This window comes from Amycolatopsis rubida (assembly GCF_900115345.1).
Lineage (GTDB): Bacteria > Actinomycetota > Actinomycetes > Mycobacteriales > Pseudonocardiaceae > Amycolatopsis > Amycolatopsis rubida.
The window spans coordinates 183,609-208,548 of record NZ_FOWC01000001.1; the positions used below are offsets into that span (position 1 = coordinate 183,609).

The 24,940-nt window shown below is 69.0% G+C and carries 19 protein-coding genes; 5 read left to right on the top strand and 14 right to left on the bottom strand.

Annotated elements, in window-relative coordinates; all coding sequences use genetic code 11:
• The 11 genes from BM362_RS00940 to BM362_RS00990 form a co-directional block, all read right to left on the bottom strand.
• A complete protein-coding gene (locus tag BM362_RS00940; protein WP_093571905.1) occupies positions 1-1,524 on the bottom strand; it encodes a right-handed parallel beta-helix repeat-containing protein in 1,524 nt (507 codons plus the stop codon).
• A complete protein-coding gene (locus BM362_RS00945) occupies positions 1,524-3,404 on the bottom strand; it encodes a heparinase II/III family protein (RefSeq protein ID WP_093571906.1) in 1,881 nt (626 codons plus the stop codon). Before BM362_RS00945 ends, BM362_RS00940 begins: the two co-directional genes overlap by 1 nt.
• On the bottom strand, positions 3,404-5,569 hold the full coding sequence (locus BM362_RS00950; protein WP_093571907.1) for a bi-domain-containing oxidoreductase: 2,166 nt from the start codon (positions 5,567-5,569) through the stop codon (positions 3,404-3,406). Before BM362_RS00950 ends, BM362_RS00945 begins: the two co-directional genes overlap by 1 nt.
• Positions 5,566-7,470 (bottom strand): asparagine synthase (glutamine-hydrolyzing), encoded by a 1,905-nt coding sequence (gene asnB / locus BM362_RS00955; protein ID WP_093571908.1) that lies wholly within the window; start codon positions 7,468-7,470, stop codon positions 5,566-5,568. Before asnB ends, BM362_RS00950 begins: the two co-directional genes overlap by 4 nt.
• A 14-nt stretch (positions 7,471-7,484) precedes the next feature.
• Complete coding sequence (locus BM362_RS00960) at positions 7,485-9,065, bottom strand: Wzz/FepE/Etk N-terminal domain-containing protein (RefSeq protein ID WP_093571909.1); 1,581 nt, start codon at positions 9,063-9,065, stop codon at positions 7,485-7,487.
• The gene (locus BM362_RS00965) at positions 9,062-10,405 is read right to left on the bottom strand and encodes a YveK family protein (protein ID WP_244287008.1); all 1,344 of its coding nucleotides are present in this window, start codon (positions 10,403-10,405) and stop codon (positions 9,062-9,064) included. Before BM362_RS00965 ends, BM362_RS00960 begins: the two co-directional genes overlap by 4 nt.
• A 107-nt stretch (positions 10,406-10,512) precedes the next feature.
• Positions 10,513-11,634 carry a glycosyltransferase family 4 protein gene (locus BM362_RS00970; RefSeq protein ID WP_244287070.1) on the bottom strand — a complete coding sequence of 374 codons (1,122 nt, stop codon included), beginning with the start codon at positions 11,632-11,634 and terminating at the stop codon, positions 10,513-10,515.
• Between the two features lie 82 nt (positions 11,635-11,716).
• The gene (locus BM362_RS00975; RefSeq protein WP_067590334.1) at positions 11,717-13,051 is read right to left on the bottom strand and encodes a nucleotide sugar dehydrogenase; all 1,335 of its coding nucleotides are present in this window, start codon (positions 13,049-13,051) and stop codon (positions 11,717-11,719) included.
• Between the two features lie 220 nt (positions 13,052-13,271).
• Positions 13,272-13,958 (bottom strand): glycoside hydrolase family 75 protein, encoded by a 687-nt coding sequence (locus BM362_RS00980; protein ID WP_067590227.1) that lies wholly within the window; start codon positions 13,956-13,958, stop codon positions 13,272-13,274.
• Positions 13,959-14,158: 200 nt separating this feature from the next.
• Positions 14,159-14,791 carry a polysaccharide deacetylase family protein gene (locus BM362_RS00985; protein WP_067590224.1) on the bottom strand — a complete coding sequence of 211 codons (633 nt, stop codon included), beginning with the start codon at positions 14,789-14,791 and terminating at the stop codon, positions 14,159-14,161.
• A gap of 178 nt (positions 14,792-14,969) precedes the next feature.
• The gene (locus tag BM362_RS00990) at positions 14,970-15,431 is read right to left on the bottom strand and encodes a CGNR zinc finger domain-containing protein (protein WP_067590221.1); all 462 of its coding nucleotides are present in this window, start codon (positions 15,429-15,431) and stop codon (positions 14,970-14,972) included.
• A gap of 96 nt (positions 15,432-15,527) precedes the next feature.
• Here BM362_RS00990 and BM362_RS00995 point away from each other — a divergent pair, with 96 nt between their 5' ends.
• Entirely contained in the window at positions 15,528-16,388 is an 861-nt protein-coding gene (locus BM362_RS00995) for an alpha/beta fold hydrolase (protein WP_208865085.1), read from the top strand.
• Positions 16,389-16,506: 118 nt separating this feature from the next.
• Here BM362_RS00995 and ddaH read toward each other — a convergent pair whose 3' ends face one another.
• Positions 16,507-17,352, bottom strand: coding sequence for a dimethylargininase (gene ddaH, locus BM362_RS01000; protein WP_093571911.1), 846 nt, complete (start codon positions 17,350-17,352; stop codon positions 16,507-16,509).
• A 74-nt stretch (positions 17,353-17,426) separates the two neighbouring features.
• Between ddaH and BM362_RS01005 the strand changes: the two genes are divergently transcribed.
• The 4 genes from BM362_RS01005 to BM362_RS01020 all read left to right on the top strand — a co-directional run bounded on the left by BM362_RS01005 (position 17,427) and on the right by BM362_RS01020 (position 21,964).
• Complete coding sequence (locus BM362_RS01005; RefSeq protein ID WP_037712217.1) at positions 17,427-17,870, top strand: Lrp/AsnC family transcriptional regulator; 444 nt, start codon at positions 17,427-17,429, stop codon at positions 17,868-17,870.
• Between the two features lie 56 nt (positions 17,871-17,926).
• Positions 17,927-18,688 carry an enoyl-CoA hydratase gene (locus BM362_RS01010; protein WP_093571912.1) on the top strand — a complete coding sequence of 254 codons (762 nt, stop codon included), beginning with the start codon at positions 17,927-17,929 and terminating at the stop codon, positions 18,686-18,688.
• A 286-nt stretch (positions 18,689-18,974) separates the two neighbouring features.
• Entirely contained in the window at positions 18,975-20,903 is a 1,929-nt protein-coding gene (locus BM362_RS01015; protein WP_067590212.1) for a 2-oxoacid:acceptor oxidoreductase subunit alpha, read from the top strand.
• Positions 20,900-21,964 carry a 2-oxoacid:ferredoxin oxidoreductase subunit beta gene (locus BM362_RS01020; protein ID WP_093571913.1) on the top strand — a complete coding sequence of 355 codons (1,065 nt, stop codon included), beginning with the start codon at positions 20,900-20,902 and terminating at the stop codon, positions 21,962-21,964. Before BM362_RS01015 ends, BM362_RS01020 begins: the two co-directional genes overlap by 4 nt.
• 347 nt (positions 21,965-22,311) lie before the next feature.
• Here BM362_RS01020 and BM362_RS01025 read toward each other — a convergent pair whose 3' ends face one another.
• Together BM362_RS01025 and BM362_RS01030 are read right to left on the bottom strand one after the other, a co-directional pair.
• Positions 22,312-23,736, bottom strand: coding sequence for a sunset domain-containing protein (locus BM362_RS01025; protein ID WP_093571914.1), 1,425 nt, complete (start codon positions 23,734-23,736; stop codon positions 22,312-22,314).
• A 12-nt stretch (positions 23,737-23,748) separates the two neighbouring features.
• The gene (locus tag BM362_RS01030; RefSeq protein ID WP_093571915.1) at positions 23,749-24,786 is read right to left on the bottom strand and encodes a polyprenyl synthetase family protein; all 1,038 of its coding nucleotides are present in this window, start codon (positions 24,784-24,786) and stop codon (positions 23,749-23,751) included.
• Between the last annotated feature and the right edge of the window lie 154 nt (positions 24,787-24,940).

Sequence of the window (24,940 nt, forward strand, 5' to 3'; positions counted from 1 at the left end):
TCAGCCACCCCCGTTCGGCTTGTAGCTCGAATTCGCGTCCTGGTGGTACGGCGCGCTCTGCCATTCGCCGATGCCGATGATGTTGCTCATTTCCTTGGCGACGAACGACCACGGCCCGGCGTAAGCATTGTCGCGCCAGGAATTGTCCTGCTGGAACGTGATCGCCTGCTGGATCACCGCACCCTGGTAGGGCGACCAGTCCGGGTAACTGCCGAAATTCGACAGCACGCCCATCCGGCCGCACACCTCTTCGCAGCCGAGCGCCTTCGAGTTGAGCGTGAACTGGTTGTGCTGCACCACGACCCGCTGGGTCTTCCACCGGCAGTCGCCGTACAGCGGTTTCTTCGCGATCGCCGGCGCGGAACAGGTGCTGACATTCGGCACGAGTTTCGTGCACGAGCCGCTGGAGGTGTTGGCCGGGCTGTGGCAGAACCGGTCGGCGTTCTCCCACAGGATCACGCCGTTCCAGTTGTCCTGCAGCAGGTTTCCGGAAATTTCCAGGTTGCTCGTGCGGGCCTTCAACCTCGGTTCGCCGCCGGACTCGGAAATGTAGATCGTCGCGGACGGGAACGGGTCGCCCCGGCCGGCGTGCGCACGGCCGTCGGGCAGATTGTTGCGGCGGAACGTGTTGTCGCGGATGATCGCGTTGTAACTGGTCTCGTAAATGATCGCGGCGCTGTCGTTGTTCTCGATCAGGTTGCCCTCGATCAGGAAATCGTTGTTGTTCGTGTCGGCCCACAGCCCGGTGCCGCGGTTGTCGTGGATCCAGTTGCCGACGACGTCCGCGCCGTCCACCGCCCAGAACTTCATGCCGCCGGTGCAGCCGCACTCCGGGACCTTGGCCTCCCAGTTCGCGGTGTTGTTGCCGGTGACCTCGGTGCCGCGCAGCACCAGCCCGGTCACCACCGCGGAGCCGGAGTAGGCGTTCAGGCCGTACTGGCCGTTGCGCCGCAGGCAGCTGTCGAGGATCTGCTGCTTCGGCCCGGCCATCAGCCCGGCCCCGTCGTTGTCCTGCACGGTCAGGTGCTGGATGACCCAGCCGGGGGCCGAATCGTGGTTGACCACGCCCTCGTCGCGCGGCGCGGTGAAGCCCTGCACGGTGAACGAGGCGAGCCGGACGTCCTTGGCCGGGCCGGCGAAGGCGTACCGGTTCTTCTCGCGCCCGTCGAACACCGCGCCCGCAGCGCCGAGGTAGACGTCCCCGTCCTTGGGCCGCACCTGGGCGTACTCGTCGTCGCTGAGCCGGTGCGTGCCGGGAGCGAGCCAGAACGTCGTACCGGCCGGGGAGTTCTTCGTTTTCGCCGACAGATCGTCCACTACCGCCGGATCCACCCGGACGGCCCCGGCGGGCGCGGTCGCCGGACCCGGCGGCAGGTGGTCGCAGACCGCGGCGACCGGCCCCTGCGGCGAAGTCGATCCGGCGGCCGGAGCGGGCACGGCCCCGGACGAGCTGCACGAAGCCAGCGCGAGCGGGAGCAGCACCCCCAGCAGCAAAGTCCTTCGCACGGTGGATCCTCTCGGCATCAGGGCAGGCGGAGCACGGTGGTCAGCGGCCCGGTGACCGGACCGGAGCCGACAAGCGTGGTGGCCGGTTCGCGACGGCCGAAGCCGGGCGAGTACCAGCCCAGCGGCGGATTCGCCTCGCCTCGGTGCGCGGTCCAGGCGAGCTGCGGCGGAAGCTCCATCGTCGCGGTACGGCCGGGCCAGGTGAGCCGCGCGGTGCTTCCGTCCAGCTCGGCATCCAGCAGCGGGCCGAGGTGGAAGGCGAGTTTGGCGGAACCACCGCCGGTCACCTCGTCGACCACGGTCAGCGTCCGGCCGGACAGCTCGACGCTACGGCGGTGCAGTGCCGGGGCGTACCCGTCGTGCTCGGCCTGCCACTGGGCCGGCGTTGCGGCGAGAGTGCGCGACTGCGCGTGCCGGGTCCACAGGAACGGCCCGCCGGAAGTCGATTGGTCGACTCCGCCGAGTTGCAGCGTGTTGTGGCCGAGCGTGGAGCGGAAGTACGCGCGCCACTCGGGTTCGCCGTGGTAGCAGTACGTTCCCGGGTCGGCGAGGAGGTCGACGCCGTCGTGCCGGACCTCGATGGACAACGCGTCGGCGTGCGCGTGCGCCGCGATGGCGAGGAAGCCGTGCGGGCCGCTGTCGCAGCGGCACCAGATCTCCGGGCCGTTGTCGCTGCGCAGGATCGTCATGCCCGCGTCGGCGAAAACCGGTTGCTGACGGGCGTTGTCGAGCTGGGGCACCCGGGAGCGCAAGGCCGCGAACAACGCGGTGCGCACGTCGTCGGCGGGCAGCTTCGGCCACCATTCCTCGCGGCCGAACAGCGCGTCGCCGGTGGCCAGCAGCGAATGCCAGCGGTCGGTATCCGGTCCGTCCACGATCAGGCCGTACCCGTCGTCGGCGTCGCCTTGCCGCGGCGGCCGACCGGAACAGTCCACAATGGCCGCGAGCGCGTCGCACATCGCGCGCAGTTCCAGCCAGGTCGAACGCGGCAGCCGTGAACCGGCTTCCAGCGCGGCGGCGAGGCCCAGCTCCAGCACGAGCCCGTGGTACTCGGTGGCCAGCTCGCGGTTCAGGCCGGAGGTGAAGGTGTTGGCCCGCAGATGAAAGTCCAGCGAGCGGATCGCGTCCGATCGCCACTGGGAAGACTCCGGGTACCAGTCGAACGCGCACGACGCCGCCAGCTGTCCGGCTGCTTCGGCCAGCACGTGGTTGTTGGCCGAAGTGCCCCGGCTCGGGAACGCCGCCAGCCACCGCTGGTGGTGCCAGATCTGCCGCAGCGCTTCGGGATTGTCCTCGAACAGCCCGGGCGCACCGGACCAGCCGTCCAGCAACCGCCGCGCCCACACCCACGACAGCAGCCGGATCCCCAGCTCGATCCCGCTCAGCCAGTGCACGCCGCGCATCGGCGGGTTGGCCGCCCACCAGGACTTCAGCTGGTCGGCCACGCGGTGCGCGTAGCGGTCGTCGCCGGTCATCCGGTACGCCGCGGCCAGCACGGTCAGGTGCTGATGCCGCGAAGGTTCCCAGATCTGCTTGATGTCGCCGATCGCGTTCTCGTCCCGGTACGGGATCTCGAACGAGTACCGGTCCCCCGGCGCGCGACGGCCGGTCTTCGGATCGAACGCCCAGTCCGGCGCGACCAGATCGTCCCGCGCCACCCCGAAGTACTCGGCGTGCCCGTCCATCAGCCGGTCCGCCGCCGCGACCAGCCGGTCCCGTCCGGTCGCTGGCGCCTCCGGCTCGGCGGGCCAGGCCGGGAACGTCCGGGTCGCGGACCAGACCGGCTGCCGCTGGGGTTCGCCGCGCCACCGCTGTTTGCGCACGACGTCCCCGACGCGGCCGACGATCTCCGCCGGACCCATCGCGGACAGCCGGCGCAGGTACCAGGACAGGTCCATCACCGCTCCAACCGCACCGGCGCACCGGTTTCGAGGCTGCGGTGCACGGCGAGCGTCGCCAGCGTCGTGGAGACGAGCGAGTCGAGGCTGATCGGCATCGCGACGCCGGTCTTCAACGCGGTGATGAACGCGTCCAGTTCGGCCCGCTGACCCTTGTCGCGGGCCTTCGGCAGCCGCGAGCTGGTCCAGCGCTTGGGCCCGTATACCGAGGCGCGGACGAAATCGTCGAATTTCAGCACCTTGCCGTCGGCGAGCACTTCCAGCGTTTCCTTGGGAAACGAGGTGCTGCCGCTGGTGAGGTAGCTGATCGCCGCGGTGGAGCCGTCGGCGTAGCGCAGCAGCACCTGGAGGTCGTGGTTGCCCGGGGTGCCGGTGGCGTAGACCGAAACCGGGTCGCTGCCGAGGAACCAGCTGACCGTGTCGATGAAGTGCCCGCCCTCGCCGACGAACCGGCTGCCCTCGGAATCGGCCTGGTTGTACCAGCTGTTCGCGTCCAGCCTGCCCGCGTTGACCAGGTACCGCACCGAAGCCGGGCCGACGCGCGGGCCGAACTGGTTCTTCGCCTCGACCAGCAGCGGCGCGAACCGGCGGTTGAACCCGACCTGCAGCCGGTTGTTGCCCGATTCCGCCACCGCGTCCACGACGCCGCGCAATTCCTTCTCCGACAACGCGAGCGGCTTCTCCACGAAGACCGCCTTGCCCGCCAGTAGCGCGCGCCGCGTCAGCTCGGCGTGCGAGCTGTGCCGGGTCACCACAAAGACCGTGCTGACCTGGTCATCCTCCAGCAGCGCGGCGACGTCGGTGCTCGCCGAGACGAACCCGAACTTGCGCTTGGCGTTGGCTCCGGACAGCGCCGACGTGGTGACGACGTCAGTCAGCAGCACGCGCTCGTCCCCGGCCAGGTGCGGGAGGATCATCGACGACGCGTAGTTGCCCGCGCCGATGAACCCGATCCGCAAGTCCCGCAACGGGTTCGGCCGGGTTTCCACCGCTGCCGCCGCCGGCACCGCGGAAACCACGCTTTCGTCCTCGGCGGGCGGCGCGTCCGGGTAGCGGAACAGCACCGCGACCGCCTTCAGCTCGCCCTCGTTGAGCGCCCGGTAGGTCTCGACCGCTCTCGCGAAGTCCGCGGTGTGGCTGATCAGCGGCGTCACGTCGAGCCTGCCCCGTGCGGCCAGGTCGAGGAAGCATTCGAGGTTGCGCCGTTCCGTCCAGCGCACGTAGCCGATCGGATAGTCGCGGCCCGCCAGCTCGTAGGCCGGGTCGTACCGGCCGGGCCCGTAGGACCGGGAGAACCGGACGTCGAGTTCCTTTTCGTAGTAAGCGTTCCACGGCAGGTTCAGCGAGATCTTGCCGATGTCCACCACCCGGCCGCGGTCGCGCGCGAGCCGCGCGGCCAGCTCCACCGGATCGTTCGACGCCCCGCCCGCGGCGAGATACACCTGGTCGACGCCGTAGCCGCCGGACAGCTCGGCCACTGCCTGGTCGATCTCCCCGGACGCCGGATGCCCGCAGGCGAGCGCGCCCAGTTCCCGCGCGAGTTCGCAGCGCTGCGCATCCGGGTCCACGCCGACGACCCGCGCGCCATTCGCCACCAGCAGTTGCACGACCAGCTGTCCGATCAGGCCGAGCCCGATCACCAGCGTGAGGTCACCGAGCTGCGGTTCGCCGCGCCGGACGCCCTGCATCGCGATCGCGCCGACCGTCGCGAACGCCGCCTGCCGCGGCGAAAGCCCGGCCGGCACTTTCGCGTACAGGTTCTTCGGCACCCAGTTCAGCTCGCTGTGCAGCGCATGCTCATTCCCGGCGCACGCCACGAGATCGCCGACCACGACGTCGTCGATGCCCTCGCCGACCTGCTCGACCACACCGCACAGTGAATACCCTAGCGGCGTATAGGAATCGAGCTTCCCGGACACCTTGCGATAAGTCGCGGCGAGCCCGTTGGTCGCGACGCTCTGCATGACCTTCGCGACCTGGTCCGGCCGTGACCGGGCCTTGCCCAGCAGCGACATCCCAGCCTCGGAAACCTTCATCATCTCGGTGCCGGTCGAGATCAGCGAGTACTGGCTGCGGACCAGCACACCGCCCGGCTTGCACGCCGGCACCGGGACGTCGAGCAGGGCCAGTTCGCCGCTCTTGTAGTTCTGCACTACCTGTTTCACTGGACTCCTAGCCGCTCGCCGCGGAGGGCCCCGCGGTACCAGTACTCAAGGGTCAGCACGTGCCAAAGATGTTTCGCGCGGTCCTCGCGCCCGGCGGCGTCCTCGGCCACCAGCCTGCGCAGGGCGTCGCGCTGCAGGAATCCGGACTCGACCAGTACGCCGTCTTCGATGACCTCCCGCACCAGCGGCGCGAGGTCCCGGCTCATCCACGCCCGCAGCGGCGCGCTGAACAAGCCCTTCGGCCGGTACACGATTTCATCGGGCAGGATCGCCGTGGCCGCCTTCTTCAACGCCACCTTGCCTTGGCGGCCGGCGATCTTCTCCCGGCCAGGAACCTGGAACGCCGCCCGGACCACCTCGACGTCCACAAAGGGCGTTCGCACCTCGGTGGAAGCGGCCATGGTGGACCGATCGGTGTAGGTGAGATTCAAGCCGGGCAGGAACATCCGCGCGTCGGCGAGACACATCCGGTTCACCTGGTCGGTCAGTTTCGTGTCGTAGTAGATGTCGGCGTGCTCGGTGAGCACATCGTCCACTTCGGACTGAAGATCCGGTGAGACCAGGTCGAGCAGTTCGGCCCGGTCGTACATGGTGTAGCTGCGCCGGAACGCCGTTTCCTCCGGAAGGTCCGCGAAGGACAGGAACCGCTTCGCGAACCGCACCGACCGGTAGCCGCGGGTGGACGACGCGACCGGCAGCCGGCCGACCGCCGCCCCGATCGCCCGGCGAGCCACCCCGGGCACCCGTCGGTAGCGCAACGCCAGCAGATTCGCCACATGCTTGCGGTACCCGGCGAACAGTTCGTCCGCGCCCATCCCGGACAGCAGCACCTTCACACCGGCCTCGCGGGCCGCCGTGCAGATCAGGTACGAGTTGATCGCCGCCGGGTCGCCGATCGGTTCGTCCAGGTGGTGCGTCATCCGCGGCAGCAGATCCTGCACGTCCGGCGCGATCTCGATCTCGTGCAGGTCCACGCCGAACTGGCGGGCCACGATCCGCGCGTAACGGAGATCGTCCGGCATTGCCTCGAATTTCGCGTCCTCGGGACGGAAACCGATCGTGTAAGCCGAAATTCCCGGTTGCTCGCGCGCGGCCAGCGCGGTGAGGTAGCTGGAGTCGAGACCGCCGGAGAGGAAGGTCGCCACCGGGACGTCGGACAGCAGGTGCTTGCGAGTGGATTCCTCGACGACCGCGTGCAGGTCGACCTCGCCGCGATACGCCGCGCCTTCCTCGGCGACCTCGCGGAGCGACCAGTAAGTCCCGGCGTCCGTGCTGCCGTCCGGCCGGAACCGCAGCCACGTGCCTGGCGGCAGTTTTTCCGCCTCGCGGTAGGCACAACGGCTGTCGGGGACCCAGTAGTACAGCAGCGACGCGATCATCGCCGCCTGATCGACGTTCAGGGTGTCGCCGAGTTCGCGAGCCAGCGCTTTCAGCTCCGACGCGAACACGACCCCGCCTCCGCGCCGCACGAAGAACAACGGCTTGATGCCCAGCTGGTCCCGCACGAGGACCAGCTCACCGGTGCGTTCGTCGTACACCGCGAAGGCGAACATTCCGCGCAGCCGCGGCAGGCAGTCCGTGCCCCATTCCCGCCAGGCCCGCAGCAGCACCTCGGTGTCGGAGGTGCCGCGGAACCGGACCCCGGCGGCTTCGAGTTCGGCCCGCAGCTCCGGCGCGTTGTACAGCTCGCCGTTGTAGGTCAGGGCGATACCCTCGGCTGTCATCGGCTGCGCGCCCGTTTCCGACAGGTCCACGATGGACAGCCGCCGGTGTCCTAAGTGGACACCTCGGTGGTCGTAGCGGCCGTCGCCGTCCGGGCCCCGGTGCGCGAGGCACTGGGTGAGCCGGTCGGTGAGCGGGCCGCCCTCCGGCCAGCTGTACGCGCCCGCGATGCCGCACATGCGCCTGGTTCCCCCTAGCTTTCCTGAACGGGTTTGAGCCGTCTCGTCGGCGCGTCCGGGTCCACCGGCGGACGGGTCCGGTCGAGCGGGCGAAACCGGCGGCCGGGCTTCACCGGCCACTCGATCGGCTTGGTTTCGTCGCGCAGCTCCAGCTCGACCACCTCGTCCTGTTTCCTCGCGACCACTGCCGCGCGCCCGCGCAACGCCGTGTGCAGCCCGTCCCAGAGCGTGCCGTCGGTGTGGTCCGTCGGATCCGGATCGACCAGCACCACGCCGAGGATCGGCACGCCGCAGTCGGCGAGCTGCCGCGCGACGGTGTGCAGCCACTGCGTGTTCGCGAACCCGGCGCGCACCACCAGCACAGTCTCCGCACCGAGCGCCGACAGGTCGGTCCACGCCGTGCCCGGGGCAGCCGTGCCGACCCCGACCCGGCGCGCCGCCCGCGCCACCGCGGGGTCACCGGCCTCGACGACCTGGACGGTCCCCTCCACCGGCAGCTTCGACACGTCCTTGCCCGGCAGGTCGTCCACGAGCACCACCGGCCCGTCCTCGGCCAGCGACCGGCCGAGTTCCACCGCCAGCTCCGCCGCGGTCGCGGCCGCGCCGATCTCCAGCAGCGACAGCGAAGCCCGGTCCTCCCGCGCCGCCCGCGCGAGCGTGAGCGCGACCCGGCTGGACTCGGTCACCGCCTTCGACCGCCGCCACAGCTTCGCCGGGCCGATCGGCTTCACGCCGACCTGCGCGATCACCGAAGCCCCGAGGTGCTGCGAAATTTCGCGGCGCAAGACCGGCCGGTCCCGGACCAACGCGGTCACCGCGGCGAACGCGAGCCCGAGTGCGAGACCCAACGCCAGCCCGACGCCGGCGGGCGTGCCGTAGGCCTTCAGCTTGGACACCGGCTCGATCGCCGGCGCGTCGACGATCTGCGTCCCGGCGATGACCTCCGGCGACCCGATCCCGGCCTGCTGCGCCTGGTTCTGCAGATCGGCGATCTTCGACACCAGGTTCGCGCGCTGGGTGTAGAGCTGCTCCAGCGCACCCGCGTTGGAGTTGCGTCCCTTCCCGACCTCAGCCGCCGCCTGGTTGTCGATGTCCGCCAGCTGCGCCTGTGCCTGATCCCGCTGCTGTAGCAACGCCTTCGAACGGCCGGTCGCGGCTGCTTGCGTGCGCTGCGTGTGGTCGGCGATGAACGCGTCCGCGAGCGCCTTGGCCTTCGCGACTGCGTCGTCCTTCGTCTTCGCCTTGACCGTCACCTGCATGACGTTGTTGGTAAGCCCGAGCCCGGCGTAATCCTTCAGGAAGTCCGACGGCGATTCGGTGCTGTTGATCCGCTTCAGCGCGGCCGCCGCCATGTTCGCCGTCGACAGCACGGCGACGTCGGTGCGCATCAGCGTGCCGCTGTCGGTCGGCGAATCGTCCGGGTGGATCACCATGATCTTCGTGACCGCGGTGGGCGGCGCGGGCAGGAAGACCGCCACCGCACCGCCGAGAATCAGCCCGGCCAGCGCCGTCGTCAGCCAGAACCGCCGCTTGCGCCGCAGCGCGACCACCAGCCGCTGAAGATCGACCAGCGGCTGGACCTGTCCCGTGCTCATCGCGCACCCGCCAGCTCGTCGGTGCGCTGCTTGGCGGCCGGCTGGTGCTTCGTCCCGCCCGCAAGATGGACTTCCCGGGCCAGCACGGCACCGAGAATTTCGTGCCCGGCGTCCGAGCAAGCCTCCGAAATCGAAACCAGTTCCCACGCGTTGCGCGAGCCGAGCGACACCACCACGAGCACACCTGCCGTTCCGTCCGGCACGATCGGTTGCGCCCCGGGCACCACCTCGATTTCGGTCACCGCGACCTCGACCCGAATCCGGTCGCCGCGCGCGGCGTCAGCGAACTGCTCCGCGACCTTCCGCGCCGAGGCATCCCCGCGCGGAACAAGAATCAGCAGCCGCAGCACTCCGTCACGATCCGCGCCTAGCCGCGCGAGCACGCGGCGGTACCGCACCTCGCGTGCCGCGTCGTCCGCCGATGCCGCCACCTCCGGCAGATTCCACGGCCGGTCGTTCCCGACGGCCTTCCGCCACCACTTCGCCGGTGCGTCCGAGCCCGCCGGGATGTCGATGCTCGCCAGCACCGGAGCACCGAGCGCGGCACCGATTTCGCCTTCGGCGCGCGGCCTCCGGTCGGTCCTCGCGCCGAACAGGTAGGCCAGGATCCCGAGCACGAAGAACAACACCGCGCCGCCGACTGTCAACTGCGGGAAGGTCGGCGCGGACGGCGAAGACGGCCGTTCGGACGGGCCGAGCACGACCATGTTGCCCGCGCCGGTCGCCGCGTCCGCCGCGTTGAGGTTGTTGACCGCCTGCTCCAGCGCCGTCCGCAAGCCCTGCAACGTCGTGCGGGCTTGCACCCCCTCGACGGTGTCGCCGGTTTCCACGGACTTCGACAGATCGAGGATCCGCTGGTTGGTCTGCGTGATCTGCTGCCGCAGCGCTTCCTTCTGCTGTTGCGCCAGTTGCGCGGCCTGATCGGCGGAATTTCCGAGCAATTGCGTCGAATACTTCACGAACTCGCCCGCGACCTGATCGGCCAGCTGCTGCGAGCGCTCCGGGCTGGAGCCTTTCGCGGTAATCGTCACGACATTGCCCTGCGCGACGGACGCGCCGACCGATTTCTGCAAATCCGTCCCGCGAATCCCGAGGCCCAGCGCCGCCGACGCCCGGTCGAGCACGACCGAACTCGTCGCCACCTGCGCCTGGGTCAGCAGTTCGTCCGGCTGCCGCGGTCCCTGCAGCAACACACTGGCCTGCGCCTCGTAACCCGGCGACAACACGGCGGAAGCCCCGGCCCCGACACCCGCGCCGACCACCGCGAGCAGCAGCAACGCTCGCCATCGCCGTCGCACGACCTTCCCCGCGACGGAGAGGCGTATTGTTTCGTCACTCAAAACCAGGTCTCCCCTCACGGGCCGACGCACGGGTCATTGACCCCGTCGCGGCACCGCACCGGTTGGTTACACCATCCGGCCGAACCTTGTTCGAAACGCGACCCAGCTCAACCCAGCGCACGCTCGTACGCCTTGATCAACGCCGCCTGGGAATTGCCCCAGGCGAGCGGTCCGCGCACGCGCTGCTTGCCGCACTCGCCCATGCGTTCCCGCTGCTCCGGGTCGTCCAGAAGCACGGCGACGAGCTTCGCGAACTCCGCGACGTCGTTGGCCGGGGCGTACAGCGCCGCCTCGCCCGCCGACACCCGCGCCTCGCGCAATTCGAACGACACCATCGGTTTGCCCATGGCCATGTACTCCATGACCTTGTTCATCGTCGACACGTCGTTGAGCGGGTTGAGCGGATCCGGCGAAAGGCACACGTCGGCCGCGGACAAATACCGCAGCAGATCCTCGTCCGGCACCCGGCCGGTGAATTCCACCTGTCCGGACAATCCGAGCCGATGCGACAAGGCGACCATCTCGTCGAACGTGTCGCCCGCGCCGACGAACACCGCGTGCCAGTCGTCGCGGCCCACCTCGTCGCGCAGGGAAGCGAGCGCGCGCAGAGCGTAGTCCACGCCGTCCTGCGGACCCATCACGCCGAGGTAGCACAGCAGATTCGGCTTGCCGCGCTTGAGTTCCGGCTCCACCGGCACCTCGTGGAACCGCTCCACGACCGGCGCGCTGCGGACCACGAACACGTCCTCGGGCCGCTTGCCGCCGCGGATCCGCGCGACCTGCCGGTAGCTCTCGTTGGTGGAGAGCACGACATCCGCGGCGCGATACGTGGAGCGTTCCAACGCACAAACTCCGCGGTAAAGGAAATCCTGCCCGCGGTCGAAGCGCGACAAATACAGTTCCGGCACCAGGTCGTGCTGATCGAAAATGACCTTCGCGCCCCGTCTTCGCAGCATCCGGGCGACGAGAAAGAGCAGATCCGGCGGGTTGCAGGCGTGCACGACATCGACCCGGCCGATCTTGCGGGCGAGCCGGACCGTGTGCCACAGCGCGGATCCGTACTCGCGCGCGTACCCGGCGGGCCCGCCGGTCGCCGCCCGCAGCGGATACCGGTGGATATGCACGCCGTCGAGCACGACCTCGGCTTCGGTGTCCCGTTTCGTGCCCTGCGGGCAAATCACGTGCACCGTCATCCCGGCGTCGCGCAGCGTCTGGCATTCCTGCCACACGCGCCGGTCGAACGGCACCGACAGATTCTCCACGAGAATCAGCGCGATCCGGTTCCGCAGGATTTCGTTTTCGGAAAAGCCTTCACCAGGCAAGGCCGACGTACCCCTCTTCCGCCCGGCGCGCCGCGGCGTCCGGGACGCGGACCAGATCGACCAGCACCGGCCCGCTGCCGTGCGGCAGAGCGGCCAGCACCTCCGGGTCCGAGGTGCCGATCAAGCACACCTCGGCGTGGTCGAGTACCTCCCGCACCGACCCGGCGAGCAGCTGGCCGAGGTGCGGCAGGCGGCTTTCGATGTACTCGCGGTTGGCCCCCATCAGCCGCGACAGGCTGACGTTGGCGTCGTGGATCTTGAGGTCGTATCCCTTGCCGAGCAACCGTTCCGCGAGTTCGACCAGCGGACTCTCGCGCAGGTCGTCGGTGCCCGGTTTGAACGACAGCCCGAACAGCCCGACCTTGCGTTTCCCGGTTCGCGCGACCAGTTCGAAGGCGCGGTGGAGATGTTCGGCATTCGACGGCAGCACGTGGGCGAGCAACGGCACCGAGACGTCCGCCTGCCGCGCGGCGTGGACCAGCCCGCGCAGGTCCTTCGGCAGGCACGAGCCGCCGAACGCGAACCCGGGCCGCAGGTACGCCGGGCTGATGTTGAGCTTGCGATCGGCCAGGAACACATCCATCACCTGGTGCGAATCGAGCCCGAGCGCACGGCAGATCGCGCCGAGTTCGTTCGCGAAACCGATCTTCACGCCGTGGAAAGCGTTGTCCGCGTACTTCGTCATCTCCGCGACCGGGATCGGCACGCGGAACACGTCGCCGGGCAGCCCCTGGTACAGCTTCGCCACGACGTCGCCGCTGCCCGGATCGAACTCGCCGATCACCGTTTTCGGCGGCTGGAAGAAGTCGCGGACGCTGGTGCCCTCGCGCAGGAATTCCGGGTTCACCGCGACACCGAAGTCGACCCCCGCGGTACCGCCGCTGTGCTTTTCCAAGATCGGCACGAGCAACCCGAGACAGGTGCCGGGCAGCATCGTGCTCCGGAACACCACTGTGTGCCGAGACTCGTTGTCGCCCAATGCTTTTCGTTCTTTTAACGCAGCACCGATCTCCTCGGCGACGCGCTGCAGGTACTCGGTGGAAAGACTCCCGTTGGGCGCGGACGGCGTACCGACGCACACCAGGGAAACGTCCGTCGCGAGGATCGCTTCGGCCACCTCGGTGGTCGCCCGCAACGCACCGGACGCGACCACCTCCGCGGTCAGCTCCCCGATCCGTTCCTCGACCACCGGGGCCTTGCCGGCCCTCACGAGATCCACCTTCGCCGGATTGACGTCCACTCCGACGACCTCGTGGCCTTGTCCCGCCAGGCAAGCCGCGGACACGCACCCGACGTACCCCAGCCCGAAGACGCTGATCTTCACAACGAAACCTCCGCCCGACCGCTCGCTGCTCATTGGTCGGAGCGCGGACGGGCTTCGTTACCGGTTCCGCATAACAAGGCGGGAACCCGGTTCCTGGCCCGGATTCCCGCCCTGCGCCGCCCACCGGCCCGGCGGTTACCCCATCCGGCCGTATCGGCAGGGGAATTTGCCCACGGTTATCCGAAAAGGGCAGTGATTGCCTTCCGAGGCTTCGAAAAATTCAGTGTCCGCCGACGAACGCAGTGGCCAGCTTTTCACCCGTGCTCGTGGCCGCGGCGTGGTCTTCGATCGGATTCACCGCCGAGTCCTTGAAGCACACGTAGGTGACGCCGGAGTCGGCTCCGCCATTCTTCGGGTCCGGGTTGATGCCGAGATCTTTGGCCGTCGCATACGACGCCTCACCGATGATCTTGTTCGGCCCGGTGTCCCCGATGACCGCGTACTCGACCTTGCCGTGGTAGATCACCGCGCACGAACCGCCGCCGCGAAGGCCGGAGTTTTCGTAGTTCCAGATACTGCTCGAACCAGGGACGACGAGGTAGGGCAGCTTGGCGGCATTGAGCGGTTTCCCGTCGGATTGCGGGAAGGCGGTGTCGGGGAGGAAACAGCAGTCGGTGTTCTCGTTGCACTCGGCGGTGCGCTGGCCGTCGCAGTCGATGTCCATGTCGGCTTTCCAGAAGACCGCCTTCCCCGCGTCGCAGACCGGGACGGTCGCGCTGCCGGAGTCTTCGTCGGTTTTGTATGTGCCGGAGGAGATCTGTTTGCAGGACGCCACCCTGGCGAGAATTTGGTCCGCGGTGGGGCCCGCCTGAACCGCTTCCGTCGCGGTGGTCGCCGCGGAAGCGATCGCGGTGGGCAGGACGGCGGCGGCTATCGCCAGAATCGCGAGCAGGACGACTTTCCGCATCGACGCTCCCTGTTTATTAGGAAACTTTCCTTACGGCGGCGCGCGTTCAGGATGCCGCCGAACGGAGGCGGTCACAACCCGCCACAAGAGGGTGTTTTTTCCCGCCGAAGCAAGCAGTCCGTGAAGACTCACCCGAATCGAGGGCCCCTGCCGGAATCCAAGTCCGCGAACGAGCCCTTCCCGGACCGGCCGCGGGCGGGTTAGCGCCCAGGCCGAGACGCCCAGCGTCCGGGGAATCGACGCGGCCGGCGGCTCACTGCCTCGGCCCATCGCGAGTTCAGATCCGACCGGATCTCCGTCCGCGACCGCACCAGCGCCGCCCCGCGCACGCCGCCGACATTCGCGTACACCCGCGTCGCACCGGCCTCGCGCAAATGCGTCAGCACCCGCCGGTCGAATCGGCCCTCCGGCAGCGAAAACCGCCGCACCGGCGTCCCGCTCAGCTGCTCCAGCAACCGCGGCGCCTCGTCCAGCTCCCGGCGCACCGCGAAAGAACCGTCGAACCGCCGCCAGTCCAACCGGTCCCAGCCGTGCGACCCGACGTGCATCCCCGCGTCCACCAGTTGCCGCAGCCCGCCTCGGTCGACGTACCCGCGCTCGCCGACCCGGCCGGCCAACGGGAAGAACTCGGCGTAAAGCCCGCGCTCGACCAGTCGCGGCAACGCGATCTCGACATCTGAGGAGTTCCCGTCGTCGAACGTGAGCTGCGCTCCGCTGCCCGAAACGACGTCCAGGAGCGCGTCGAACTGCTCCACGGTGATCCACCGCTCGTCCTCGCCGGGATCGAGCGCCCGCTGGGGCTTCCCTATGCCGTGCACCGCAAAGGTGATCATCCGCGCCTCCCGTCCGAAGTACCGTACCCGATTAATCGGATTCGCAAACGGAGTAGCTACCGGCGCTTATCCCATGGTCAACACTGTATTTCCAGCCCAGACTAAACACTCCCGCAGGAAAATCGGAATACGTCCACACTCGTAGACAGCTGCTATCTTCACACGTTTGGGTGAAGATTCAATGATTCCGTTGATAGTGCCGCCGAGCCTTCTCCCGGTTGCCGCAAGCCGCCATCGAACACCAGCGCGCGCGATTGGCCCGGCTGCGATCGAGCAGGAACAGCTGGCACTCGTCGTTGGCACAGGCCCGCAACCGTCCAGGAAGGTCCTTTTCGAGCGCCGCCCAGTCCAAAACCGCTTCGACGGCCAACCGAGCATGCGGCGGCGCCTCCACTGACCAGTGCAGCCCTTCCGCGGAGACTCCCGGAACCTGCCGCACCCCGTCGAGAAGCGGACGCAACACGACCGGCGAACTGCCCCCGCGCACGACGTCGCGCAGGAGATCTCGCGCCCGGCGCAGCAGCTCCAGCTCCGCAGCGCTTCCGTCCCCGCCGTGCTCCCGCGCCCACGGCCTGTCCAGCGCGTCCCGTTCCTCGCCGTTGATCAGCGGCCTGCTGTTGAGCAGGTCGAGCACGTCCATCGAAGCTCCTAACCAGATCGAACCCTTTGACAGGTTAACCCGGCCATGCTTCCATGGCGAGCACCTAACCAGATCAAAACATCAAAGGGGTTAGTCATGATCCAGCACCGGACGACCGCCGTCGACGGCCACGAGCTCTTCTACCGCGAAGCCGGTCCCGCCGACGCCCCCGCGATCGTCCTGCTGCACGGGTACCCGACCAGCTCGTTCATGTTCCGGAACCTCATCCCGCTGCTGGCCGGCCGCTACCGCGTGATCGCGCCGGACCACCTGGGCTTCGGCCACTCCGCCGCTCCTTCGGCCGACGAGTTCGACTACACCTTCGACGCACTCGCCGACCTCACGTCCGGCCTGCTCGACCAGCTCGGCCTGAACCGCTACGCGGTTTACGTCCAGGACTACGGCGCCCCGATCGCCTGGCGGCTCGCGCTCAAGCACCCCGGCCGGATCTCCGCGATCGTCACGCAGAACGGCAACGGATACGAGGAGGGCTTCGTCGACTCGTTCTGGACCGGCCTCTGGGCCTACGGCGCGAACCCCGGCCCGGACACCGAACCGGCCGTCCGCGCCGCACTGAGCTACGACGCCATCCGCTGGCAGTACCTGCACGGCGTCCCCGACCCGAGCCTGGTCAGCCCGGACACCTGGGAGCACGACCACGCCCGGGTTTCCCGCCCCGGCAACGACGAAATCCAGCTCGCGCTCTTCCGCGACTACCAGAACAACCGCCCGCTTTACCCGCGGCTGCACGAATTCCTGCGCACCCACGACGTCCCGGTGCTCGCCGTGTGGGGCCGGGGCGACGAGATCTTCGGCCCGGCCGGTGCGGAGGCCTTCGCCCGCGACGCCGGTGACATCGAAGTGCACCTCATCGACGGCGGCCACTTCCTGCTGGAAAGCCATCTCGACGTCGTCGCGGGCTACTTGCACGGCTTCCTCGGCCGGGTACTGAAGTAGCCGGGCTGCCCGGCACCCTCGCGAACGAGCCGCCGACCCGGCCCATCCGTACCGCCACCGAGTACCCGCACACCAATCTCGACCTCACGGTGCGCAAGATCGATCCGTACGCGTCGGCTTACTTCCGGATCTCCAGCGTGCAGCACTTCGGCCCGCCGCCGGCCTTCCGCAGCTCCGAGATGTCCACATACACCGGCTCGTAACCCCGCTCGGCAAGCCGCGCGCCAAGGTCCGTCGCCTCGACCGGCAGCACCACATTGCGGCCGTCGGACACCCCGTTCAGCCCGAAGCACTCGGCGTCGGCCGCGGTGGCGAGGACGGCGTCCGGGAACATCCGGCGCAGCACGCGCCGCGAGCCCGGCGAGAACGCGTCCGGGTAGTAGCCGACCTGCGCGGTCGTCGTGTCGGTCGCTTCGGCCAGCACGAACAGCGCGGTGTCCAGGTGGTAGTAGCGCGGGTCGATCAGCTGCAGCGACACGACCGGGACGCCGAGCACCTCCTGCGCCTCGGCGTGCGCGGCCGGGTCGGTGCGGAAGCCGGTGCCGGCCAGCAGCACCCGGCCGGTCCAGGCGAAATCGCCCTCGGCCTCGTTGATCTTCTCCGGCATGGTCAGGTCGCGGTAGCCGTGTTCGAGGAACCAGCGGCGGAAGTGCTCCGCCTCGGCGGCGCGCTGCGGGGCGCGGAACCGCGAGCCGAGCACGCGCCCGTCCACGACGGTGCCCGAGTTGGCCGCGAACACCATGTCCGGAAGGCCGGGTTGCGGGTCGATCTCCTCGACGGTGTGGCCGAGGCGGCGATAGGTGTCGCGCAGCTCGGTCCACTGCGCGACGGCGACGTCCGCGCTGACCGGCTTCGAGGGGTCCATCCAGGGGTTGATCGCGTAGTCGACGGCGAAATAACGCGGCGGGCACATCAGGTAACGGCGGGGCGTGGGCACCCGCGGCGGCACAACCTCTCCCTGCATGCAACCAGGCTAAGGTGAACCTAATCTCGCAATCAATCGCTGTTCACTGCGCATATACGTGCTAAACATTGCGTGTGAACACCATCGACCAGCGAATCGTTTCCTGCCTGGTGGCCAACGCGCGCTCCAGCTACGCGGAGATCGGCAAGGTGGTCGGGCTGTCCGCGCCCGCGGTGAAACGACGCGTGGACCGGCTGCTGGAAACGGGCGTGCTGCGCGGCTTCACCGCGGTCGTCGACCCGGAGGCGCTCGGCTGGGGGACCGAGGCGTTCGTCGAGGTGCACTGCCAGGGCAACGTCACGCCCGGCCGGATCCGCGCCCGGCTCGAACCGCTGACCGAGGTCGTCGCCGCGTACACGGTGTCCGGCGCGGCGGACGCGATCGTGCACCTGCGCGCCGCCGACATCCACCATCTCGAAACCGCCCTCGAACGGCTGCGCGGACTCGAAATTATCGACCGGACGGTGTCCACCGTCGTGCTGTCCCGGCTGCTGGAGAGGCCGCCGACGCCGTCGTGAGTGGCAACCGCGGTTCTAACCGTGATCGCCACGCACGACCCTGCGATGCTGACCCCATGACCGACCGCATCCACAGCGAGCACGACCAGGGCGTCGCGCTGCTCACCGTCGACGCCCCGAAAAGCCGCAACGCACTCACCCTCGATCTCTCCGCCGAGCTGGCCGCCGCGGTCGCGCGCGCCGAAGCCGACGAGAGCGTGCACGCCGTGATCGTTACTGGTGCCCCGCCGGCGTTCTGCGCGGGCGCGGATCTCACCGCGCTCGGCAAGGCCGACGCCGAAGGACTGCGTTCGGTGTACGCGGGCTTCCTCGCTGTCGCGGAATGCACCCTGCCGACGATCGCAGCGGTCGGCGGTGCCGCTGTCGGCGCTGGTCTGAACCTCGCGCTGGCCGCCGATGTCCGTCTCGTGGGACCGCACGCCAAATTCATCCCGCGATTCCTCGAACTCGGTTTGCACCCCGGCGGCGGCATGACCTGGATGTCGCAACGCATCCTCGGTCCGCAGCAGGCGTCCGCGATGGCGTTGTTCGGCGAAACCCTTACCGCGGAATCCGCGGTAAAGGCAGGGTTCGCGCTGCGCTTTGTGGACGGCGACCACGACGCATTGGTCCAGGCCGCCCGCGACCTCGCCGCCCCGGCGGTCGCCGCTCCGCGCGAAGTAGTGCTGTCCACCAAGCGGACTATGCGGCAGACGAGCGGCCTGACCGAGCACGCCGCCGCGGTCGACGCCGAGCTTGCTCCGCAGCTGGAATCGCTGGCCGCACCGGCATTCGCTGAGCGATTGGCGGCGATGAAAGCGCGCATCAGCGGCCGCTGAGCACGGCCGCGCACAAATTCCCACATTCCGGGAACCCTCAACCTGGAGCAAACTGCTGGTCAGTGCCCTGCGGGCGGCAAGAGACGTGCGTCACTCCGGACGACGGCCCGATTCCCCCTACCATCGAGGGGACCCCGGCGGGCATTCGGTCTGCGCACCCCACACTTGACCGCTCTCCGACCGCGGCCAGAGGTGTGGCGAGTAACCTCGGAAGCAGGCCTCGGCGGGCTCCCCGGGGAGCCGACCCTGGCCCGCAGCACGCCGGGAGAGAGGGATTCCCTGACCCATGAGCACCAGTGCGAACGGCAGCGCGGCCGGGAACGGGCAAGGCGCGCTGACCGCGTCCCGCTCCACCGAGGTGAACAAGCTGGACCGGGTGGTCATCCGGTTTGCCGGCGACTCGGGTGACGGGATGCAGCTGACCGGTGACCGGTTCACCTCGGAGGCCGCGGCGTTCGGGAACGACCTGTCGACCATGCCCAACTTCCCGGCCGAGATCCGGGCGCCACAGGGCACCATCCCCGGCGTCTCGTCCTTCCAGGTGCATTTCGCCGACTACGACATCCTCACGCCGGGCGACCGGCCGGACGTGCTGGTCGCGATGAACCCCGCCGCGCTCAAGGCGAACGTGCGCGACGTCCCGCACGGCGGGACGATCATTCTCAACACCGACGAGTTCTCCAAGCGGAACCTGGTGAAGGTCGGCTACGAGACCGACCCGCTCGACGACGATTCGCTGACGCCGTTCCAGGTGCACCGGGTCGCCATGTCGACCCTGACCCAGGGCGCGCTCGCCGACACCGGCCTCGGCAAGAAGGACGCCGAACGCTGCAAGAACATGTTCGCGCTCGGCCTGCTGTCGTGGATGTACCACCGGCCGACCGAGGGCACCGAGCGGTTCCTGCGCGAGAAGTTCGCGAAGAAGCCGGACATCGCCGAGGCGAACATCCTTGCCTTCCGGGCAGGCTGGAACTACGGCGAGACCACTGAATCGTTCGCGACCACCTTCGAGGTCGCGCCCGCCAAGCTGGACAAGGGCACCTACCGGCAGATCACCGGGAACACCGCGCTGGCGTACGGGATCGTGGCCGCCGGACAGCAGTCCGGCCTGCAGATCCTGCTCGGCACGTACCCGATCACCCCGGCCTCGGACGTGCTGCACGAGCTGTCCAAGCACAAGAACTACGGCATCATCACCTTCCAGGCCGAGGACGAGATCGCCGGCATCGGGGCCGCGCTCGGCGCCTCCTACGGCGGGGCGCTGGGCATCACGTCCACGTCCGGGCCGGGCGTCGCGCTCAAGTCGGAGACCATCGGCCTCGGCGTGATGACCGAACTGCCGCTGGTGATCATCGACGTGCAGCGCGGCGGGCCGTCCACCGGCCTTCCGACCAAGACCGAGCAGGCCGACCTGCTGCAGGCGATGTTCGGCCGCAACGGCGAATCGCCGGTGCCGATCATCGCGCCGCTCTCGCCCGCCGACTGTTTCGACGCGGCGATCGAGGCCACCCGGATCGCGCTGAGGTACCGCACGCCGGTGCTGCTGCTGTCCGACGGCGCGATCGCCAACGGTTCCGAACCGTGGCTGGTCCCGAATGTCGCGGACTTGCCGGATCTGCGCGTGGAATTCGCGTCGGAACCCAACTCCGACAACGGATCCGGCGAGTTCTGGCCGTATGTGCGCGACCCGGAGACGCTCGCGCGGGCGTGGGCCATCCCCGGCACTCCCGGGCTGCAGCACCGCATCGGCGGGCTGGAGAAGGCCGACGGCACCGGGCACATCTCCTACGACCCGGACAACCACGACAAGATGGTGCGGCTGCGCCAGGCGAAGATCGACGGCATCGACGTGCCGGACCTGGAGGTCGACGACCCGTCCGGCGAGGCACGCGTGCTGGCGCTGGGCTGGGGTTCGTCCTACGGCCCGATCGGCGCGGCCTGCCGCCGCGTGCGCAAGCTCGGAATGCCGATCGCGCAGGCGCATCTGCGGCATCTCAACCCGTTGCCGCACAACCTCGGCGAGGTGCTCGCCCGCTACGACCGGGTCGTGGTCCCGGAGATGAACCTGGGCCAGCTCGCGCTGCTGCTGCGGGCGAAGTTCCTGGTGGACGTGCACTCCTACACGAAGGTCGCCGGCCTGCCGTTCAAGGCCGAGGAACTGCAGAACGTGTTCGCCGACATCATCGCCAACCTCGTTCCGGAGGGCGTCAAGTGACCGCCATCGATCTCGGGCTGCCGCAGTTGGGCGGCATCGACCTGGTGCCGACCACCGACGAACCGCAGAAGGCCAAGGACTACAAGTCCGACCAGGAAGTGCGCTGGTGTCCCGGCTGCGGCGACTACGTGGTGCTCAACGCCGTGCAGTCGTTCCTGCCGACACTCGGGCTCAAGCGCGAGAACATCGTCTTCATCTCGGGCATCGGCTGCTCGTCGCGGTTCCCGTACTACCTCAACACCTACGGCATGCACTCGATCCACGGCCGCGCGCCGTCGATCGCCACCGGTCTCGCCACCACGCGCCCGGACCTGTCGGTGTGGGTCGTCACCGGAGACGGCGACGCGCTGTCCATCGGCGGCAACCACCTGATCCATGCGTTGCGGCGCAACGTGAACATCAAGATCCTGCTGTTCAACAACCGGGTCTACGGGCTGACCAAGGGCCAGTACTCGCCGACGTCCGGCCAGGGCATGGTCACCAAGTCGACGCCGATGGGTTCGCTGGACACGCCGTTCAACCCGCTGTCGCTGGCGATTGGCGCGGAGGCGTCGTTCGTGGGCCGCGCGATGGACTCCGACCGCAAGGGCCTCACCGAAGTCCTTGAAGCGGCGGCGAAACACCGCGGTTCGGCGCTGGTGGAGATCTACCAGAACTGCCCGATCTTCAACGACGGCGCGTTCGATGTGTTGAAGGACAAGGACGAAGCCGCCTCCCGGTTGATCCCGCTCCGCGCGGGCGAGCCGATCCGCTTCGGCCCGGAGGGCGAGTTCGGCGTCCGCCGCGGCGACTGGGGCGGCCTGGACGTCGGCAAGGTCGCCGAGATCGGCGAGGAAAACCTCGTGGTGCACGATCCGTCGATCGCGGACACGTCCTACGCCTTCGCGCTTTCCCGCCTCGGCGACCAGAACCTGAGCCACGTCCCGACGGGCATCCTGCGCCAGGTCGAACGCCCCACCTACGACGACGCCGCGCGGGCCCAGGTCGAGCAGGCGCGCGAGACACGGAAGCCGGACCTGCAAGGATTGTTGCGAGGCAAGGACACCTGGACTGTCGCTTAGTCCACATAAGACAGCGGCCGCCATTTCCCGAACCGGGGGTGGCGGCCGCTGTCTTATGTGGACACTTCTGCCAGCAGCCCGCGAACAGTCACCTTGGCGGTGCGGCGCACTACGCCGGTGAAGTCGGCGCGCATCACGGCGGCGGCTGCTACGGGCCTCGCTGGGGATTGACCAGCCCCGCCAAAGCTGCCGCGCCCAGGCCGGGACAAAGCAGTGGCGGCCCGGCTGTGGGCCGAGGCCGAACGGCTCACCGGCATCTCGGTCAAGGACCTTGGGGCTGCCAGCTGATTCCAGCTACGACAAAGGCCGCCGTCCCAGCGGGGCAGCGGCCTCGGTCTCAAGTGGACTCAGTGCAGCGGACGGAACCCGACTCGCTCGGCATCGGCGGCACTGCGGAACCAGACCTCAGCCACCATCTTCGGGAACTGCGGCGAATCCTCCCCGCAATACCGCAACGCCGTCACGCTCGCCTTCACCGTGAAACCCTCCGCCGGACGACCGCCGCCCGGCCGCGGCATCGCCGAACCCGGGCCGAACGGTCCCGGCGGCACCACGTCATCCGCGGTCTGCCGCGCAGGCGGTGGCTCCGGAGCGGCCATCGCGGCCTGGTTCGGCTGCACGGACGGCTCGAACAGCGAACCGCTGTGCCCACCGGCGAGGTCCGGTTCGCGGCGCTCCACCGGACGCATCGACGGCTGGATCGGCCGCGGCGGGTCGAAACCGCCGCGCGGGGATTCACGGCGCTGTCGCTTCGGCAAGCCCTGGCCGCCTTCCGCGGTGTCCTCTGTGGACTCAGCGGCGGACTCGACGCCCGGGATCAGGTGGTCGGTCGACGAATCCTCTTCGAGGTGGCCGACGGCCGGTTCGGCGGGTTCCTCGAACGGCGACCGCTGCGCCGTGTCCGGCTGGTTGAACCAGTCCGGTTCGGGTTCGGTCGCACGACCCGGGCCCGGACGGAACAGCGAGACCGGCTCGGACTCCGAAGCGGTGCTGTCCACCGGAGCCGGGTCGAGTCGTCGCTCCAAAGAGGACGGACCGTCGGCCGGTTCGGCGAGCTGCCGGCTCGGCTCCTGTTCGGCGAGACTCTCCGGCTCGGCGTGGTCCGCGGCGGGAACGTCGGCCGGTTCCGGAATCCGGTGATAGCCGCTGTCGTGCTCGTCCACCGGTTCGGGAATCCGGTGATAGCCGCTGTCCTGCTCGTCCGCCGGTTCCGCGACGCGGTGGTAGCCGCTGTCGTGGTCCTCGGCCGGTTCCGCGATGCGGTGCGAACCGGTGTCGACCGGCTGCAGGTACTCGGTGGCCGCGGCGCGGTAGGCAGAACCAGAGTCCTCCGGAACGCTCTCAGCCGGTGCACTGTCGAAAAGCCCGTTCGCCGCTTGGTGTTCGCGAGCCTCGGCCTGCGCGAACGCCTCATCGACGTCGTCCTCAGGAGATTCCGTGGTGTCCACTGCGGAGGCAGCCGCCGGTTCCGGAGCCGTGCGGTACTCGGCGTCGTACTCGGCTTCTGGCTCGAAAGCGCTCGTCGCCTGGATGACTTCCGTCTGAGCGTGCTCGCGGCGGTCTCTGGTCCAGTCCTCCGCGGGCGGCAGCACCGCGGTGCGCGCGGGTGTACTGGCCGCGGCGCGTGCCGTGTCGGCGTGCGCGCTCGCCAGTTCCGTTTCCAGTTCGCGTACCCGCTTGCGCGCCGGACGTGCCAGCACCAGCCAAGCGATGACCGCACCGACGATGAAGGCCAGCAGGCTCCAGAGCCACACCTGCCCGAAAATGGACATTTCTCGCCCCTTTTAGAACGTTCGCGCGACCAGGTAGTCGGCGACCGACTCGCAAGCGTCGCGCGCAGGGGAAGCGGGCAGCGAGGCGAGCTCGGCACGTGCTCGGGAAGCGTAGTCGGAAAGAGTTTCGCGCGCGCGTTCGAGGCCGCTGCAACGGCGCAGCAGGTCGAGCGCCTCGGCGACCAGGTCGTCGTCGGTGATCGGCCCGGCGAGCAGCTCGACGAGCCGCGGGTCGGTGCCCGGATCGGCCAGCGCGTACAGCATCGGCAGCGTGCGAACGCCCTCCCGCAGGTCAGTGCCCTGGGCCTTGCCCAGTTCGACCGAGGGCGACGCGATGTCGATGATGTCGTCGGAGATCTGGAAGGCCGCGCCGATGATGTCGCCGAAGCGGCGCAGCGCCTGGATGTGCTCCTCCGCCGCATCGGACATCATGCCGCCGAAGCGCCCGGACGTCGCGATCAGCGAACCGGTCTTCTGCGCGATGACGGTGAGGTAGTGCTCGACCGGATCGTCGCCGGGGCCAGGACCGACGGTCTCCCGCATTTGCCCGCTGACCAGCTCGCCGAACGTCTCGGCGATGATCCGCGCGGCGTCCGTGCCGAGGTCGGCGACGAGCCGCGAAGCGTGCGCGAAGAGGTAGTCGCCGGTGAGGATCGCGACGGTGTTGTCCCAGCGCGAGTTGACGCTCTCCGCGCCGCGCCGCATGGTCGCCTCGTCCATGACGTCGTCGTGGTACAGCGTCGCCAAGTGCACCAGCTCGACCGCGGCGGCCGCGATCAGCACCTGCTCGCCCTGCTTCGGCCCGAACTGCGCCGACAGCAGCGTGAACAGCGGACGAAAACGTTTGCCCCCCGCTTCGACCAGGTGCAACGCCGCGTCGTGCACAGCGGGCACGTCACTCTTCACGACGTCCCGCAGCATCGTCTCGACCTCCGCCAGCCCGCCCGCGATGGCGCGCAGCAAGGGCTCGTCCTGGATCTGCAGCCCGACGGTCGCGCGCAGGTCCTCGACAGCGCCATCCCGGGCCGGCCCCGGAGGTGGTGAAGACACAGACACGTCGGCTCCGCTCTCTCGTGGCGCTCGTCGCCAGTCGGTTACCCCCTTCAGGGTAGTGGTTGCCCCGCAACCTGCCTTTACCCGCTGTCCTGCGGAAACGGTGACGAACGCGACACTGCCGCCCCCCATGCCCGCCAGCCCACGAACG